The organism is Pseudooceanicola lipolyticus, assembly GCF_002786325.1.
In the GTDB taxonomy this organism is placed as follows: domain Bacteria; phylum Pseudomonadota; class Alphaproteobacteria; order Rhodobacterales; family Rhodobacteraceae; genus Pseudooceanicola_C; species Pseudooceanicola_C lipolyticus.
The window spans coordinates 1-13,050 of record NZ_PGTB01000117.1 but is presented as its reverse complement, the minus strand read 5'-3'; the positions used below and the strand labels follow the sequence as shown (position 1 = coordinate 13,050).

Here is a 13,050-nt window from a genome sequence, read left to right as displayed (position 1 = left end):
AAACGGCCTGCGCTTCGCCATCCGCGAAGGTGGCCGCACCGTCGGCGCCGGCGTGGTGTCGAAGATCATCGAATAAGGGCGCGCTCTGCGCGTCCGGTGGGCGGCCGTCGAATTTCGTAATTCGGCGAACGCCCGCAGCCGGAACTAGCGGAAGTTACTTCGGTAGCTTCCGACCCGACAAAAAGGTTCGACGAGGGGCGGCGATGGTCGTTGTTCCTCCTCTCAACCTGAATTGCCCGTGAAAGGGAAAAGATATGGCCGTTCAAAGCCAAAACATCCGTATCCGCCTGAAGGCGTTCGATTACCGGGTGCTGGATGCCAGCACCCAGGAGATCGTGAACACCGCCAAGCGGACCGGCGCTCAGGTGCGCGGACCGATCCCGCTGCCGAACAAGATCGAGAAATTCACCGTTCTGCGCGGTCCCCACGTGGACAAGAAGTCGCGCGACCAGTTCGAGATCCGCACCCACAAGCGGCTGCTCGACATCGTCGACCCGACTCCGCAGACCGTTGACGCGCTGATGAAGCTCGACCTCGCCGCCGGCGTGGATGTCGAGATCAAGCTGCAGTCGTAAGCGGGGAGGGCAGGGATATGTTGCGCTCTGGAGTGATCGCGAAAAAAGTCGGTATGACCCGGCTGTTCATGGAAGACGGCCGTCAGGTGCCGGTGACCGTTCTGCAGCTGGACAAGCTGCAGGTGGTGGCACAGCGCACCGCCGAGAAGGATGGCTATAACGCCGTTCAGCTGGGCGCGGGCACGTCGAAGGTCAAGCGGGTGTCGAAGGCGATGCGCGGCCATTTTGCCGCCGCCCAGGTCGAGCCCAAGCGGAAAGTGGCAGAGTTCCGGGTCGACCCCGAGAACCTGATCAAGATCGGCGAGGAAATCACCGCCGACCACTATTTCGAAGGCCAGTTCGTCGATGTGGCGGGCACCTCGATCGGTAAGGGTTTTGCCGGTGCGATGAAGCGGCACAATTTCGGCGGTCTGCGCGCCTCGCACGGCGTGTCGATCAGCCACCGCTCGCACGGGTCGACCGGCCAGTGCCAGGACCCCGGCAAGGTGTTCAAGGGCAAGAAGATGGCCGGCCATATGGGCGCCGTCCGGGTCACCACGCAGAACCTGCAAGTGGTGCGCACCGACAGCGAACGCGGCCTGATCATGGTCAAGGGCGCGGTGCCGGGCTCGAAAGGGGGCTGGGTCACCGTGAAGGACGCGGTGAAAAAGCCGTTCCCCGAAAACGCGATCCTGCCGGCCGCGCTGAAATCGGCCGCCGATGAAGCCAAACGTGCCGCCGAGGAAGCCGCAGCCGAAGCCGCAGCCGCCGAGGAAGAAGCCCGCAAGGCCGCCGAGGCCGAACAGGCCGCCGCCGAGGAAGCCGCGCTGAAAGAGGCCGAGGCTGAAATCGAGGCCGAGAAGAAGGAAGGCGAGGAATGAAACTCGATGTGATCAAACTGGACGGCGGATCTGCCGGCAGCGTCGATCTGGACGAGGCCCTGTTCGGGCTGGAGCCACGCGCCGACATTCTTCACCGCGTCGTCCGTTGGCAGCGCAACAAGGCGCAGGCCGGCACGCACAAGGTCAAGACCCGGTCCGAGACCAGCTATTCGACCAAGAAGATCTATCGCCAGAAGGGCACCGGCGGCGCACGCCACGGGGACCGCAACGCGCCGATCTTCCGCAAGGGTGGCATCTACAAGGGCCCGACCCCGCGCGACCACGGGCATGACCTGCCCAAGAAGTTCCGCAAGCTGGGCCTGCGCCACGCGCTGTCGGCCAAGGCCAAGGCGGGCGAACTGGTGGTGATCGAGGCGGCCGAAGCCGAAGGCAAGACCGGGGCCCTGGCCAAGCAGGTCAAGAACCTGGGCTGGAAACGCGCCCTGATCATCGACGGCGCCCAGGTGAACGAAAGCTTCGCCAAGGCCGCCCGCAATATCGAGGGCCTCGATGTGCTGCCGAGCATGGGCGCAAACGTATACGACATCCTCAAGCGTGACACCCTGGTGCTCACCAAGGCGGGGGTCGAAGCACTGGAGGCTCGTCTGAAATGAGCGCGAAACCGGAACATTACGATGTGATCCGCAAGCCGGTCATCACCGAGAAGGCAACCATGGCGTCCGAGTCGAACGCGGTGGTCTTCGAAGTGGCGATCGACAGCAACAAGCCGCAGATCAAAGAGGCCGTCGAGGCGCTGTTTGGTGTGAAGGTGAAGGCGGTCAACACCACCGTGACCAAGGGCAAGGCGAAACGCTTCCGCGGCCAGCTGGGCAAGCGGAACGACGTCAAGAAGGCCTATGTGACGCTCGAAGAGGGCAACACGATCGACGTGACCACCGGGCTGTAAGGCCTGCTGGGTTAAAAACGCACGCTAGCGAATTCGCCCCGGTCTGGTGACAGGCCGGGGCGCATTCATTCGGGATCGAAGAGTCGTTGCCAGTTCTGCCGCGCGTGAAGCACGCGCAGAACGCGCAGCGCGCCATCTTCCACGCGATAGAAGATCAGGTGTTCGCCAGTCCGGTAGACGCGTGTCGGCTTGGTAAATTCGCTGCGCACGCGCGCGATCTCGGGCATCTCGCAGAGCAGGCCAAAGCTGGCGTTCAGGCCCGAGAGATAGCGATCAGCCTGCGCAACCCCCCAAGTCTGCGCGCTATAGCGCCAGATCGCCTCCAGTTCGGCCAGGGCAGTTGCGGTGATGACGAGGGGAAGCGGGTTATTCCGCTCCATGCGTCCTGTGCATTTTCGAAAGAAACGCATCGAAGTCGAACGGCCGTGGCGGTCCGCTCGCCTCTGCTTCGTCCAACAAGACCTGGATTTCGCCGATGGCCTGTTGCCGCTCCTGGTCCTGCCGGATCAGGTGGCGGACATAGTCGCTGGTATTACTGAAGGAGGCGTCCTTCAGCCGGGTTTCGACCCAGTCTTTCATCTGATCGGGGAGGGAGACGTTCATCGTGGCCATGACCGGAAGGTAGGTAGATTGGCAAAGTTTGTCAAACGTGACAGGAGGTCTCGCGCAGTCCGAGCAAAGCGGTTGCTTTGGGCTCGTGGTGTTTGGCTATGCTCTTGACCCCGCTCCCTCCATCCCCTAAACGACCCCATCCGCAAAGCCCCGGATTCGTCCGGGGCTCTGCATTTGTTCTGGTGAACAAATCCAAGCCGGGGACCTTCGGGGCCCTATAACGCGGGTGGAGAGCTCTCCATCCTACACATAGCAGGCCATTGGCCTGCGTTTGCTAAACGGAAGACAGAAAGCATGGCACTCAAGTCGTACAAGCCGACGACGCCGGGCCAGCGCGGGCTGGTGCTGATCGACCGTTCGGAGCTGTATAAAGGACGCCCCGTCAAAGCCCTCACCGAGGGTTTGACGAAATCGGGCGGCCGGAACAACGCCGGACGTATCACTTCGCGCCGCCGGGGTGGCGGGGCAAAGCGCCTTTACCGCGTGGTCGATTTCAAGCGGACCAAGTTCGACATGGCCGCGACCGTGGAACGGATCGAATATGACCCGAACCGCACGGCGTTTATCGCATTGATCAAATACCAGGATGGCGAGCAGGCCTATATCCTCGCGCCGCAGCGCCTGGCCGTGGGTGACCAGGTGGTCGCCGGCACCAAGGTGGACATCAAACCGGGCAACGCGATGCCGTTCTCGGGCATGCCGATCGGCACCATCGTCCACAATATCGAGCTGAAGCCCGGCAAGGGTGGCCAGATCGCACGCGCCGCGGGCACCTATGCCCAGTTCGTCGGCCGCGACGGTGGCTATGCCCAGATCCGGCTGTCCTCGGGCGAATTGCGCATGGTCCGGCAGGAATGCATGGCGACCGTCGGCGCGGTGTCGAACCCCGACAACAGCAACCAGAATTTCGGCAAGGCCGGCCGGATGCGCCACAAGGGCGTGCGCCCGTCTGTCCGCGGTGTCGTGATGAACCCGATCGACCACCCGCACGGCGGTGGTGAAGGCCGGACCTCGGGCGGCCGTCACCCGGTGACCCCGTGGGGCAAGCCGACCAAGGGTGCGCGCACCCGCAACAAGAACAAGGCGTCGCAAAAGCTGATCATCCGCTCGCGTCACGCCAAGAAGAAAGGCCGTTAAAATATGGCTCGTTCTGTATGGAAAGGCCCGTTCGTTGACGCCTATGTGCTCAAGAAGGCCGAGGCGGCGCGTGACAGCGGCCGTCATGAAGTGATCAAGATCTGGTCGCGCCGTTCGACGATCCTGCCCCAGTTCGTGGGGCTGACCTTTGGCGTCTACAACGGCAAGAAACACGTCCCTGTCAACGTCACGGAAGACATGATCGGTCAGAAGTTCGGTGAATACTCGCCGACCCGGACCTATTATGGCCATGCCGCTGACAAGAAAGCGAAGCGGAAGTAAGTCATGGGCAAGGAAAAGAACCCCCGCCGCGTGGCCGACAACGAAGCAATGGCAAAACTGCGCATGCTTCGGACCAGCCCGCAAAAGCTGAACCTGGTGGCTGCGATGATCCGCGGCAAGAAGGTGGAAAAGGCGCTGAGCGACCTGACCTTCTCGAAAAAGCGGATCGCTGAGGACGTGAAGAAATGCCTTCAGTCCGCCATCGCCAATGCCGAGAACAACCACAACCTGGACGTCGATGAACTGGTCGTCGCCGAGGCCTATGTGGGCAAGAACCTGATGATGAAGCGCGGCCGTCCGCGCGCCCGCGGCCGCTATGGCCGGATCATCAAGCCGTTTTCGGAGCTGACCATCAAAGTGCGTCAAGTTGAGGAGCAAGTCTGATGGGAAATAAAGTCAACCCGATCGGCATGCGCCTTCAGGTCAACCGCACCTGGGACAGCCGTTGGTACGCCGATACCAAGGATTACGGTGATCTTCTGCTGGAAGATCTCAAGATCCGCGAATTCATCAAGGACGAGTGCAAGCAGGCCGGCGTGGCCCGCGTGATCATCGAGCGCCCGCACAAGAAGTGCCGGGTGACGATCCACACCGCGCGTCCGGGCGTGATCATCGGCAAGAAAGGCGCCGATATCGAAACGCTGCGCAAGAAAATCGCGAACATGACCGACAGCGAGCTGCACCTCAACATCGTTGAAGTGCGCAAGCCGGAGCTGGACGCCGCGCTGGTGGGCGAGAGCATCGCACAGCAGCTGGAACGTCGGGTCAGCTTCCGCCGCGCGATGAAGCGGGCGGTGCAGAACGCGATGCGCATGGGAGCGCTCGGCATCCGGGTCAACGTCGCGGGTCGCCTCGGCGGTGCCGAGATCGCCCGGACCGAATGGTACCGCGAAGGCCGTGTGCCGCTGCACACGCTGCGCGCCGATATCGATTACGCGCATGTCGAGGCGTCGACCGCCTATGGCATCATCGGGATCAAGGTCTGGATCTTCAAAGGCGAGATCATGGAGCACGATCCGCAGGCGCGTGATCGCAAGGCACAGGAACTTCAGGACGGTCCGGCCCCCCGTGGCGCCGGTGGCCGGCGCTGAGGAGGGAAGATAGATGCTGCAACCAAAGCGCACCAAATTCCGCAAACAGCATAAGGGCCGCATCCATGGCCTGGCCAAGGGCGGTTCGGACCTGAATTTCGGTCACTTCGGCCTGAAGGCGCTGGAGCCCGAACGTGTGACCGCGCGTCAGATCGAGGCGGCCCGCCGCGCAATGACCCGCCACATGAAGCGTCAGGGCCGGGTCTGGATCCGGATCTTCCCGGACACGCCGGTGACCTCCAAGCCCACCGAAGTGCGGATGGGTAAGGGTAAGGGTTCGGTCGATTACTGGGCCTGCAAGATCAAGCCGGGCCGGGTGATGTTCGAGATCGACGGCGTTGGCGAGGATATCGCCCGCGAAGCGCTGCGCCTGGCCGCGATGAAGCTGCCGGTGAAGACCCGCATCGTGGTCCGCGAAGACTGGTAAACCGGTCGAGGCGCGCCTGAGAGAAAGAAACCCCCGCCGATCCGATCGGCGGGGGTTTTTCGTTGTTCGGCCCAGATGTCCCGGCTGGGACAGGCGTTCAGGTTGTTGATCATATTATAGATGGCTCCAATGTAAGGGCCGGGCCCCCTCGCCATGGTTCGACGTCTGGGGTAAGCGGAGGCCATGCCCAAGATCGACTCGCTATTTGTTACCCGCCTCTACCGTGCCGCCCTGTCCGAGCAAGGCAGGGGCGTGGACGCGCAGGAATTGCTGGCCTCGTGCTACTCCATCGCCGGGGATGACGAGGCGGGGCAGGCCTGGTGCGAAGAAAACGGCTATCCCGGTTATACCTCCTATGCCTCGCTGACCGATCTACCCTGGCGGTTTCCGATCTTTGCCGAGCTGGTGCGCAGCCTTGATGCCCATGTCGCCGCCTTTGCCGAGGATCTGGGCTTCGACCTGGGCGACAAGGGGCTGGTGCTGGAGGATCTGTGGATCAACATCCTGCCCGAGGGCGGCAGCCATTCCAGCCATATCCACCCGCATAGCGTGATCAGCGGCACCACCTACGTCGCCATGCCCGAGGATACCAGTGCGCTGAAATTGGAGGATCCGCGGCTGGCGATGATGATGGCGGCGCCGCCGCGCCGCAAGGATGTGGGCGAGGCGCTGAAAAGCTTTGTCTATCTCAAGCCGGCGGTGGGCGAGGTGCTGCTGTGGGAAAGCTGGCTGCGCCACGAGGTGCCGGTGAACCTGTCGGAAGAGGACCGGATCAGCGTGAGTTTCAACTACGCCTGGGGCTGAGTGGTGCGACTGTCGGGATGAATTTGGCCTGGCCCGCAAGCAAGGTCCGTAATGCCATCGGGCAGCGCCGGATTGCCGCCGGGGCGGGCACCTTTGCATCGTTGCTTCCCCGCACGACTGGCTGGACGACCGAGGCGATGGCGCGCCGTCCCGCACATTCTTCCCGAAACCCGGCTGACAGGGCTTGCCATATGGTCCCTGCCGCTGTATTCGGGCCGCTCATCCACGTACTCCATCGGAATCAGGGTGACCCTTGCGGGGCTCTCCGGTGATGTTGAAAGGAAAAAAGGCGATGGACGCCAAGGAATTGCGTGACAAGACGCCTGACCAGCTGCGTGAAGAGCTGGTCAAGCTGAAAAAGGAAAGCTTCAACCTGCGCTTCCAGCAGGCCACCGGCCAGCTGGAAAACCCGGCCAAGATCCGGGCGGCACGCCGCGATGCGGCCCGCGTGAAGACGATCCTGAACGAAAAGGCCGCCGCTGCGGCCGGCGAAAACTGAGGAGCCTTGAGAGATGCCCAAACGTATTCTGCAAGGCACCGTCACCAGCGACGCCAACGCCCAGACCGTCACGGTCCAGGTCGAGCGCCGGTTTACGCACCCGGTTCTGAAAAAGACCATCCGGAAATCCAAGAAATACCGGGCGCATGACGAGAACAACACGTTCAAGGTGGGCGACAGTGTTCGCATCATCGAATGCGCACCGAAATCGAAGACCAAACGCTGGGAGGTGCTGGAGGCGTAAGCCTGCGACACCTTTCGGTTTCATCGAAACCCTGGGGACGGGTCCCCACAGGTCGGGAGTAACCATATGATCCAGATGCAGACCAATCTGGATGTTGCTGACAACAGCGGCGCTCGCCGCGTTCAGTGCATCAAGGTCCTGGGCGGTTCCAAACGCAAATATGCGTCCGTGGGCGACATCATCGTCGTCTCGGTCAAGGAAGCGATCCCGCGCGGCCGCGTGAAGAAGGGCGACGTGCGCAAGGCCGTCGTCGTGCGCACCGCCAAGGAAGTTCGCCGCGAAGACGGCACCGCGATCCGCTTCGATCGCAATGCCGCCGTCATCCTGAACAACTCGGGCGAACCGGTTGGCACCCGTATCTTCGGGCCGGTTGTGCGCGAGCTGCGCGCCAAGAACTTCATGAAAATCATTTCGCTGGCTCCGGAGGTGCTCTGAGATGGCTGCGAAACTCCGCAAGGGCGACAAGGTCGTCGTGCTGGCCGGCAAGGACAAGGGCAAAGAGGGCACCGTGACCTCGATTGACCCCAAGGCCGGCAAAGCCGTGGTCGAGGGTGTCAACATCGCCATCCGCGCCACCCGTCAAAGCCAGACCAGCCAGGGCGGCCGCCTTCCCAAGGCGATGCCGATCCAGCTGAGCAATCTGGCGCTGCTTGATGCCAACGGCAAACCCACCCGCGTCGGCTTTCGCATGGAAGGCGACAAGAAGGTCCGTTTTGCCAAGACCACGGGGGACGTGATCGATGCTTGATGCTGCCAATTATACCCCGCGCCTGAAGACCGCCTTCCGCGACACCATCAAGGCGGCGCTGAAGGAAGAGTTCTCTTATCAGAACGACATGCAGATCCCGCGCCTGGACAAGATCGTCCTGAATATCGGCGCCGGAGCCGAGGCCGTTCGCGACAGCAAAAAGGCGAAGTCGGCCCAGGAAGACCTGACCACGATCGCCGGCCAGAAGGCCGTGGTGACCAAGGCGAAGAAATCCATCGCCGGGTTCCGCGTGCGTGAAGACATGCCGTTGGGTGCCAAGGTGACCCTGCGCGGCGACCGGATGTATGAATTCCTTGACCGCCTGATTACCATCGCGCTGCCGCGCGTCCGCGACTTCCGCGGTGTCAGCGGCAAATCCTTCGATGGCCGCGGCAACTATGCCATGGGCATCAAGGAACATATCGTCTTCCCCGAGATCAACTTCGACAAGGTCGACGAGGTCTGGGGCATCGACGTCATCATCTGCACCACCGCGAAAACCGACGCGGAAGCCAAGGCGCTGTTGAAGCATTTCAACATGCCGTTCAACTCGTAAGCGCCGGAGAGAGAGACATGGCTAAAAAAGCAATGATCGAACGCGAGAAGAAGCGCCAGCGCCTGGTGGAGCAATATGCCGCCAAGCGGGCCGAGCTGAAGGCCATCGTGAACGATGAGTCCAAGCCGATGGAAGAGCGGTTCCGCGCCTCGCTGAAACTGGCGAAACTGCCGCGCAACAGCTCGCCCACCCGGCTGCACAACCGCTGCCAGCTCACCGGGCGTCCGCACGCCTATTACCGCAAGCTGAAGATCAGCCGGATTGCACTGCGCAACCTGGGTTCCGCCGGGCAGATCCCCGGCATGGTCAAGTCGAGCTGGTGAGGGAGAGATATCGATGAACGATCCTATCGCAGATATGCTCACCCGGATCCGCAATGCCGGACTGCGTGGCAAGTCGACCGTCAGCACCCCCGCGTCCAAGCTGCGTGCCTGGGTTCTGGATGTGCTGGCCGACGAAGGCTACATCCGTGGCTATGAATCGGGCACTGACGAGCGCGGGCATCCGACGCTGGAAATCGCCCTGAAATACTATGAAGGCACCCCTGTCATTCGCGAGCTCAAGCGGGTTTCTAAGCCCGGCCGCCGCGTCTACATGGGCGTCAAGGACATCCCGCAGGTTCGTCAGGGCCTGGGCGTGTCGATCGTCTCGACGCCCAAGGGCGTGATGTCGGATGCAGCAGCGCGCGCGGCCAATGTCGGCGGCGAAGTGCTCTGCACCGTATTCTAAGGAGGTCCGGTATGTCTCGTATTGGGAAAAAGCCGGTCGAACTGCCCAGCGGCGTTACTGCCTCTGTGTCGGGCCAGACCGTCGAAGTGAAGGGGCCGAAAGGCAGCCGCAGCTTTACCGCGACCGACGATGTCAGCATCACGGTCGAGGACAACCTGGTCCGCATCGACCCGCGCGGCAAGTCCAAGCGTGCCCGCCAGCAGTGGGGCATGTCCCGCACCCAGGTCGCGAACTTGGTGAAGGGTGTGACCGAGGGCTTCAAGAAAGAGCTTGAAATCCAGGGCGTCGGTTATCGCGCCCAGATGCAGGGCACCACGCTGAAACTGAACCTGGGCCTGTCCCATGACGTGGATTTCGTGGCGCCCGAGGGCGTGACGGTGACCGCGCCGAAGCAGACCGAGATCGTGGTGGAAGGCATCGACCAGCAGCTCGTCGGCCAGGTGGCGGCCAATATCCGCGCCTGGCGCGCACCCGAACCCTATAAGGGCAAGGGCATCCGCTATAAGGACGAGTATATCTTCCGCAAGGAAGGCAAGAAGAAGTAAGGACCAGCAGATGGCAAACAGCAAAAGACAACTGTTCCTGAAGCGCCGCCTGCGCGTCCGGAACAAGCTTCGCAAGGTGAATGCCGGGCGGCTGCGCCTGAGCGTGCACCGTTCGAACAAGAACATCAGCGTTCAGCTGATCGACGATGTGAAAGGCGTGACGCTCGCCTCGGCCTCCTCGCTGGAGAAGGATCTGGGCGTGGTCGGCAAGAACAACGTCGAGGCGGCGGCCAAGGTGGGTGCGGCGATTGCCGAGCGCGCCAAGAGTGCCGGCGTCGAAGAAGCCTATTTCGACCGTGGCGGTTTCCTGTTCCACGGCAAGGTGAAGGCCCTGGCCGACGCCGCGCGCGAAGGCGGGCTGAAGATCTGAAGGCGGCGGTGCGCCTTGGCGCACCGGCCCTTTGCAAGTCAAGTGCGGGCGGCGTGCCGCCCCGATGATCCGGGAGCCTGGTCTCACCGTGATCGAAACAGCGGCGCAGGGCGCCAACACTGAGAGGAGCCTTTATGGCAGAACGTGAAAACCGTCGGGGCAACCGCCGCGATCGCGACGAAACCCCGGAATTCGCCGACCGCCTGGTGGCGATCAACCGGGTGTCGAAAACCGTGAAGGGTGGTAAGCGCTTTGGCTTCGCCGCACTCGTGGTTGTGGGCGACCAGAAAGGCCGCGTGGGCTTTGGCAAGGGCAAGGCGAAAGAAGTGCCCGAGGCGATCCGCAAGGCGACCGAGCAGGCCAAGCGGCAGATGATCCGCGTGCCGCTGCGCGAGGGCCGTACCCTGCACCACGACATGGAAGGCCGTCACGGCGCCGGCAAGGTGGTGATGCGCAGCGCTCCGGAAGGCACCGGGATCATCGCCGGTGGTCCGATGCGTGCCGTGTTCGAGATGCTGGGCATCAAGGACGTGGTGTCCAAGTCGCTGGGTTCGCAGAACCCCTATAACATGATCCGCGCCACCATCGACGGGCTGAAGAAAGAAGCCAGCCCGCGTTCGGTTGCACAGCGCCGCGGCAAAAAAGTGGCTGACATTCTGCCCAAGCGGGACGACGCCCCCGCCGAGGCGGCAGCCGCCGAAGCGTAAGGAGAGCGTGACATGGCAAAGACGATCGTCGTAAAGCAGATCGGTTCCCCGATCCGCCGCCCCGCCAAGCAGCGCCAGACGCTGATCGGCCTGGGCCTGAACAAGATGAACAAGACCCGCGAACTGGAAGATACGCCTTCGGTGCGCGGCATGGTCAACGCGATCCCGCATCTGGTCGAGATTGTGGAAGAGCGCGGCTAAGCGCCAGCGTTTCTGTGATTTTGCAGCCGCCCCGGACCCTGTCCGGGGCGGTTTTGCTTTGATGGCCCTGCGGTTACGGCCACAGCATCCAGACATAGGCGCCATAGCCGGCGATCAGCACCAGGCCCTCGCGCCGGGCGATGCGCAAGCCGGTGGCGGCGAACAGCATCAGCAGCAGCGACACCGCCACCATCACCGGCGCGTCGAAGCGCACGATTTCCTGCGGCACGTGCGACGGCGCGATCAGCGCTGTGGTGCCGCCGATGCCGAGAATGTTGTAGATATTCGATCCCACCACGTTGCCGAAGGCCACGTCGCCCTGGCGCTTCAGCGCCGCGATCACCGAAGTGACCAGTTCCGGCATCGAGGTGCCGACAGCAACGATGGTCAGCCCGATCACCGTTTCGGAAATGCCGAAGCCGCGCGCCAGGCCGATGGCACCGCCAACCAGGAGCGACCCGCCGGTCACCACCAGCACCAGGCCGGCCAGGGCGATCAGCAACGGCACCACCAGGGACTGGCGTTTCCTGGGCATCTTCAGGCCGGGGTCGGCCTCGGACAGGGCCTGGCTTTTGTCATGTACAGCGCCGGCCTCGGCGCTGGCGCGTTCCTGCTGGATCACGAACCAGATATAGCCGATCAGCCCGGCAACCAGCGCCGCGCCCAGCAGCCGGGTCATCGGCAGCACGGCGGCAAGGCCGGCAAAGACGATGGCCACCACCACCATCACCACCGCGTCACGGCGCAGCGCCGCGCGCGACACCAGGATCGGGCAGAGCAGCGCCGAAACGCCGGCAATCAGCAGGATATTGGCGATGTTGGAGCCGACGACGTTGCCATAGGCGATGCCGGGCGAACCGCTGAGGCCCGCTTGTACCGAGGTGACCAATTCGGGCATCGAGGTGCCGAAACCCACCAGCGTCAGGCCGATCACCAGCGGTGAAATCCCGATCTGCACCGCCGCCTGCACCGCGCCGCGCACCAGCAATTCGCCCCCCGCGACCAGGAGCAGAAGCCCGGCGATCAGCGGCACCCAATGTTCCAGCATTCCAGTGACCTCCCTGCGCCATCTGCGGCGCCTTCGGCGGCAAGTGGGGCGCGCGCGGGCGGTTTGCAAGGGCAGGGGCCGCGGCGCCGGCGCGGTGTGATCTTTCCGCCGATCGCGGCGCCCGGTTACAGCAGCGGCACCGCCCGCAGCACCAGGTCGTTCAGCCCCTTGCCGCCCTCGGCGACATAGGTCTTGAGCTGCTGGCGCATCCTGGGTTCCCAGAAGTCGCGCAGGTGCTCGGCGACGTGTTCGGCCTGATCCGGTCCCGGCTGCGACTGGAAGAAGGTGGCGATCTGATTGGCCATATAGACCATCTTGTCAGGCGACATCCGAAGCCTCCGGGGCGATGCGGAACGGGTGGGCGTAGAGATCGAATCGGCCGTCGCGCACGAAGGCGGCCACGGTGATCCCGGCCTGATCGGCCAGCCGCAGCGCATGGGCGGTGGGCGCCGAGGCGGCGATCAGCACCGGGCAGCCGGCGATGGCGCATTTCTGCACCAGTTCCATCGACAGGCGGCTGGTCATCACGAAGGCGCCGGCGCGCGGGTCGATCCCCTGCCGCGCCATGGCGCCGATCAGCTTGTCCAGCGCGTTGTGCCGCCCGACATCCTCGCGCGCCAGCACGATGCCTTGGCCGGGCCGCAGGAAGCCGGCGGCATGGGTGGCATGGGTCAGGTCATGCAGCGGCTGGCAGTCGCGCAGCGCGTC

The 13,050-nt window shown here is 63.4% G+C and carries 27 protein-coding genes; 22 read left to right on the top strand and 5 right to left on the bottom strand.

The window, feature by feature from the left end; genetic code table 11:
• From CVM52_RS28115 to CVM52_RS19150, 5 genes are all read left to right on the top strand, one after another.
• Positions 1-76 (top strand): EF-Tu C-terminal domain-related protein (locus CVM52_RS28115; protein WP_205964993.1); only part of this gene is annotated, 76 nt, incomplete at its 5' end.
• 178 nt (positions 77-254) lie between these two features.
• On the top strand, positions 255-575 hold the full coding sequence (gene rpsJ / locus CVM52_RS19165; RefSeq protein ID WP_100164040.1) for a 30S ribosomal protein S10: 321 nt from the start codon (positions 255-257) through the stop codon (positions 573-575).
• Positions 576-592: 17 nt separating this feature from the next.
• On the top strand, positions 593-1,435 hold the full coding sequence (gene rplC / locus CVM52_RS19160; RefSeq protein WP_100164039.1) for a 50S ribosomal protein L3: 843 nt from the start codon (positions 593-595) through the stop codon (positions 1,433-1,435).
• Entirely contained in the window at positions 1,432-2,049 is a 618-nt protein-coding gene (gene rplD / locus CVM52_RS19155) for a 50S ribosomal protein L4 (RefSeq protein ID WP_100164038.1), read from the top strand. Before rplC ends, rplD begins: the two co-directional genes overlap by 4 nt.
• Positions 2,046-2,342, top strand: coding sequence for a 50S ribosomal protein L23 (locus CVM52_RS19150; protein WP_100164037.1), 297 nt, complete (start codon positions 2,046-2,048; stop codon positions 2,340-2,342). The genes rplD and CVM52_RS19150 overlap by 4 nt, the downstream gene beginning before the upstream one ends.
• 65 nt (positions 2,343-2,407) lie before the next feature.
• Here the strand turns inward: CVM52_RS19150 and CVM52_RS19145 are convergent, their stop codons facing one another.
• Positions 2,408-2,722, bottom strand: a complete 315-nt coding sequence (locus tag CVM52_RS19145; RefSeq protein WP_100164036.1) for a type II toxin-antitoxin system RelE/ParE family toxin — start codon at positions 2,720-2,722, stop codon at positions 2,408-2,410.
• Positions 2,709-2,945, bottom strand: coding sequence for a type II toxin-antitoxin system ParD family antitoxin (locus CVM52_RS19140; RefSeq protein WP_240621006.1), 237 nt, complete (start codon positions 2,943-2,945; stop codon positions 2,709-2,711). The genes CVM52_RS19145 and CVM52_RS19140 overlap by 14 nt, the downstream gene beginning before the upstream one ends.
• Positions 2,946-3,248: 303 nt before the next feature.
• Here CVM52_RS19140 and rplB point away from each other — a divergent pair, with 303 nt between their 5' ends.
• The 17 genes from rplB (at position 3,249) to rpmD (ending at position 11,294) form a co-directional block, all read left to right on the top strand.
• Complete coding sequence (rplB, locus tag CVM52_RS19135) at positions 3,249-4,091, top strand: 50S ribosomal protein L2 (protein WP_100164034.1); 843 nt, start codon at positions 3,249-3,251, stop codon at positions 4,089-4,091.
• Positions 4,092-4,094: 3 nt separating this feature from the next.
• Positions 4,095-4,373: a 30S ribosomal protein S19 gene (gene rpsS, locus CVM52_RS19130; RefSeq protein WP_100164033.1), complete on the top strand. Its 279-nt coding sequence runs from the start codon at positions 4,095-4,097 to the stop codon at positions 4,371-4,373.
• Positions 4,374-4,376: 3 nt separating this feature from the next.
• Positions 4,377-4,757, top strand: a complete 381-nt coding sequence (rplV, locus tag CVM52_RS19125; protein WP_100164032.1) for a 50S ribosomal protein L22 — start codon at positions 4,377-4,379, stop codon at positions 4,755-4,757.
• Positions 4,757-5,464, top strand: a complete 708-nt coding sequence (gene rpsC / locus CVM52_RS19120) for a 30S ribosomal protein S3 (protein ID WP_100164031.1) — start codon at positions 4,757-4,759, stop codon at positions 5,462-5,464. The genes rplV and rpsC overlap by 1 nt, the downstream gene beginning before the upstream one ends.
• A 13-nt stretch (positions 5,465-5,477) precedes the next feature.
• On the top strand, positions 5,478-5,891 hold the full coding sequence (gene rplP / locus CVM52_RS19115) for a 50S ribosomal protein L16 (RefSeq protein ID WP_100164030.1): 414 nt from the start codon (positions 5,478-5,480) through the stop codon (positions 5,889-5,891).
• Positions 5,892-6,074: 183 nt separating this feature from the next.
• Entirely contained in the window at positions 6,075-6,695 is a 621-nt protein-coding gene (locus CVM52_RS19110; protein ID WP_100164029.1) for a TIGR02466 family protein, read from the top strand.
• A 292-nt stretch (positions 6,696-6,987) separates the two neighbouring features.
• Entirely contained in the window at positions 6,988-7,194 is a 207-nt protein-coding gene (gene rpmC / locus CVM52_RS19105; protein ID WP_100164041.1) for a 50S ribosomal protein L29, read from the top strand.
• Between the two features lie 13 nt (positions 7,195-7,207).
• A complete protein-coding gene (gene rpsQ, locus CVM52_RS19100; protein WP_100164028.1) occupies positions 7,208-7,438 on the top strand; it encodes a 30S ribosomal protein S17 in 231 nt (76 codons plus the stop codon).
• 66 nt (positions 7,439-7,504) lie between these two features.
• Complete coding sequence (gene rplN, locus CVM52_RS19095; RefSeq protein WP_100164027.1) at positions 7,505-7,873, top strand: 50S ribosomal protein L14; 369 nt, start codon at positions 7,505-7,507, stop codon at positions 7,871-7,873.
• A 1-nt stretch (position 7,874) separates the two neighbouring features.
• A complete protein-coding gene (rplX, locus tag CVM52_RS19090) occupies positions 7,875-8,186 on the top strand; it encodes a 50S ribosomal protein L24 (protein WP_100164026.1) in 312 nt (103 codons plus the stop codon).
• Positions 8,179-8,742 (top strand): 50S ribosomal protein L5, encoded by a 564-nt coding sequence (gene rplE, locus CVM52_RS19085; protein WP_100164025.1) that lies wholly within the window; start codon positions 8,179-8,181, stop codon positions 8,740-8,742. Before rplX ends, rplE begins: the two co-directional genes overlap by 8 nt.
• 17 nt (positions 8,743-8,759) lie before the next feature.
• Positions 8,760-9,065 (top strand): 30S ribosomal protein S14, encoded by a 306-nt coding sequence (gene rpsN / locus CVM52_RS19080; RefSeq protein ID WP_100164024.1) that lies wholly within the window; start codon positions 8,760-8,762, stop codon positions 9,063-9,065.
• 7 nt (positions 9,066-9,072) lie between these two features.
• Positions 9,073-9,471 carry a 30S ribosomal protein S8 gene (rpsH, locus tag CVM52_RS19075; protein WP_205964992.1) on the top strand — a complete coding sequence of 133 codons (399 nt, stop codon included), beginning with the start codon at positions 9,073-9,075 and terminating at the stop codon, positions 9,469-9,471.
• A gap of 11 nt (positions 9,472-9,482) precedes the next feature.
• Positions 9,483-10,016 (top strand): 50S ribosomal protein L6, encoded by a 534-nt coding sequence (gene rplF, locus CVM52_RS19070; RefSeq protein ID WP_100164022.1) that lies wholly within the window; start codon positions 9,483-9,485, stop codon positions 10,014-10,016.
• A 10-nt stretch (positions 10,017-10,026) separates the two neighbouring features.
• Positions 10,027-10,386, top strand: a complete 360-nt coding sequence (gene rplR / locus CVM52_RS19065; RefSeq protein ID WP_100164021.1) for a 50S ribosomal protein L18 — start codon at positions 10,027-10,029, stop codon at positions 10,384-10,386.
• Positions 10,387-10,520: 134 nt separating this feature from the next.
• Positions 10,521-11,093 (top strand): 30S ribosomal protein S5, encoded by a 573-nt coding sequence (rpsE, locus tag CVM52_RS19060; protein ID WP_100164020.1) that lies wholly within the window; start codon positions 10,521-10,523, stop codon positions 11,091-11,093.
• A gap of 12 nt (positions 11,094-11,105) precedes the next feature.
• On the top strand, positions 11,106-11,294 hold the full coding sequence (gene rpmD / locus CVM52_RS19055; RefSeq protein ID WP_100164019.1) for a 50S ribosomal protein L30: 189 nt from the start codon (positions 11,106-11,108) through the stop codon (positions 11,292-11,294).
• A 73-nt stretch (positions 11,295-11,367) separates the two neighbouring features.
• On the opposite strand, the gene CVM52_RS19050 is transcribed toward rpmD, so the two are convergent.
• The 3 genes from CVM52_RS19050 to CVM52_RS19040 form a co-directional block, all read right to left on the bottom strand.
• Positions 11,368-12,342: a calcium/sodium antiporter gene (locus CVM52_RS19050; RefSeq protein WP_100164018.1), complete on the bottom strand. Its 975-nt coding sequence runs from the start codon at positions 12,340-12,342 to the stop codon at positions 11,368-11,370.
• A gap of 125 nt (positions 12,343-12,467) precedes the next feature.
• Positions 12,468-12,671: a formate dehydrogenase subunit delta gene (locus CVM52_RS19045; protein WP_100164017.1), complete on the bottom strand. Its 204-nt coding sequence runs from the start codon at positions 12,669-12,671 to the stop codon at positions 12,468-12,470.
• Positions 12,661-13,050 (bottom strand): formate dehydrogenase accessory sulfurtransferase FdhD (locus CVM52_RS19040; protein ID WP_205964991.1); only part of this gene is annotated, 390 nt, incomplete at its 5' end. The genes CVM52_RS19040 and CVM52_RS19045, both read right to left, overlap by 11 nt.

Excerpts from the sequence above, each read along its gene's own strand:
- rpmD (WP_100164019.1), top strand. The coding sequence starts at position 11,106 with ATGGCAAAGACGATCGTCGTAAAGCAGATCGGTTCCCCGATCCGCCGC.
- rplC (WP_100164039.1), top strand. The coding sequence starts at position 593 with ATGTTGCGCTCTGGAGTGATCGCGAAAAAAGTCGGTATGACCCGGCTG.
- rpsE (WP_100164020.1), top strand. The coding sequence starts at position 10,521 with ATGGCAGAACGTGAAAACCGTCGGGGCAACCGCCGCGATCGCGACGAA.
- CVM52_RS19150 (WP_100164037.1), top strand. The coding sequence starts at position 2,046 with ATGAGCGCGAAACCGGAACATTACGATGTGATCCGCAAGCCGGTCATC.
- rpsQ (WP_100164028.1), top strand. The coding sequence starts at position 7,208 with ATGCCCAAACGTATTCTGCAAGGCACCGTCACCAGCGACGCCAACGCC.
- rplB (WP_100164034.1), top strand. The coding sequence starts at position 3,249 with ATGGCACTCAAGTCGTACAAGCCGACGACGCCGGGCCAGCGCGGGCTG.
- rpsC (WP_100164031.1), top strand. The coding sequence starts at position 4,757 with ATGGGAAATAAAGTCAACCCGATCGGCATGCGCCTTCAGGTCAACCGC.
- CVM52_RS19050 (WP_100164018.1), bottom strand. The coding sequence starts at position 12,342 with ATGCTGGAACATTGGGTGCCGCTGATCGCCGGGCTTCTGCTCCTGGTC.
- rpsJ (WP_100164040.1), top strand. The coding sequence starts at position 255 with ATGGCCGTTCAAAGCCAAAACATCCGTATCCGCCTGAAGGCGTTCGAT.
- rpsN (WP_100164024.1), top strand. The coding sequence starts at position 8,760 with ATGGCTAAAAAAGCAATGATCGAACGCGAGAAGAAGCGCCAGCGCCTG.
- rplV (WP_100164032.1), top strand. The coding sequence starts at position 4,377 with ATGGGCAAGGAAAAGAACCCCCGCCGCGTGGCCGACAACGAAGCAATG.
- CVM52_RS19110 (WP_100164029.1), top strand. The coding sequence starts at position 6,075 with ATGCCCAAGATCGACTCGCTATTTGTTACCCGCCTCTACCGTGCCGCC.
- rplE (WP_100164025.1), top strand. The coding sequence starts at position 8,179 with ATGCTTGATGCTGCCAATTATACCCCGCGCCTGAAGACCGCCTTCCGC.
- rpmC (WP_100164041.1), top strand. The coding sequence starts at position 6,988 with ATGGACGCCAAGGAATTGCGTGACAAGACGCCTGACCAGCTGCGTGAA.
- rplX (WP_100164026.1), top strand. The coding sequence starts at position 7,875 with ATGGCTGCGAAACTCCGCAAGGGCGACAAGGTCGTCGTGCTGGCCGGC.
- rpsS (WP_100164033.1), top strand. The coding sequence starts at position 4,095 with ATGGCTCGTTCTGTATGGAAAGGCCCGTTCGTTGACGCCTATGTGCTC.
- CVM52_RS19145 (WP_100164036.1), bottom strand. The coding sequence starts at position 2,722 with ATGGAGCGGAATAACCCGCTTCCCCTCGTCATCACCGCAACTGCCCTG.
- rplF (WP_100164022.1), top strand. The coding sequence starts at position 9,483 with ATGTCTCGTATTGGGAAAAAGCCGGTCGAACTGCCCAGCGGCGTTACT.
- rplD (WP_100164038.1), top strand. The coding sequence starts at position 1,432 with ATGAAACTCGATGTGATCAAACTGGACGGCGGATCTGCCGGCAGCGTC.
- rplP (WP_100164030.1), top strand. The coding sequence starts at position 5,478 with ATGCTGCAACCAAAGCGCACCAAATTCCGCAAACAGCATAAGGGCCGC.
- CVM52_RS19045 (WP_100164017.1), bottom strand. The coding sequence starts at position 12,671 with ATGTCGCCTGACAAGATGGTCTATATGGCCAATCAGATCGCCACCTTC.
- rplN (WP_100164027.1), top strand. The coding sequence starts at position 7,505 with ATGATCCAGATGCAGACCAATCTGGATGTTGCTGACAACAGCGGCGCT.
- rplR (WP_100164021.1), top strand. The coding sequence starts at position 10,027 with ATGGCAAACAGCAAAAGACAACTGTTCCTGAAGCGCCGCCTGCGCGTC.
- CVM52_RS19140 (WP_240621006.1), bottom strand. The coding sequence starts at position 2,945 with ATGAACGTCTCCCTCCCCGATCAGATGAAAGACTGGGTCGAAACCCGG.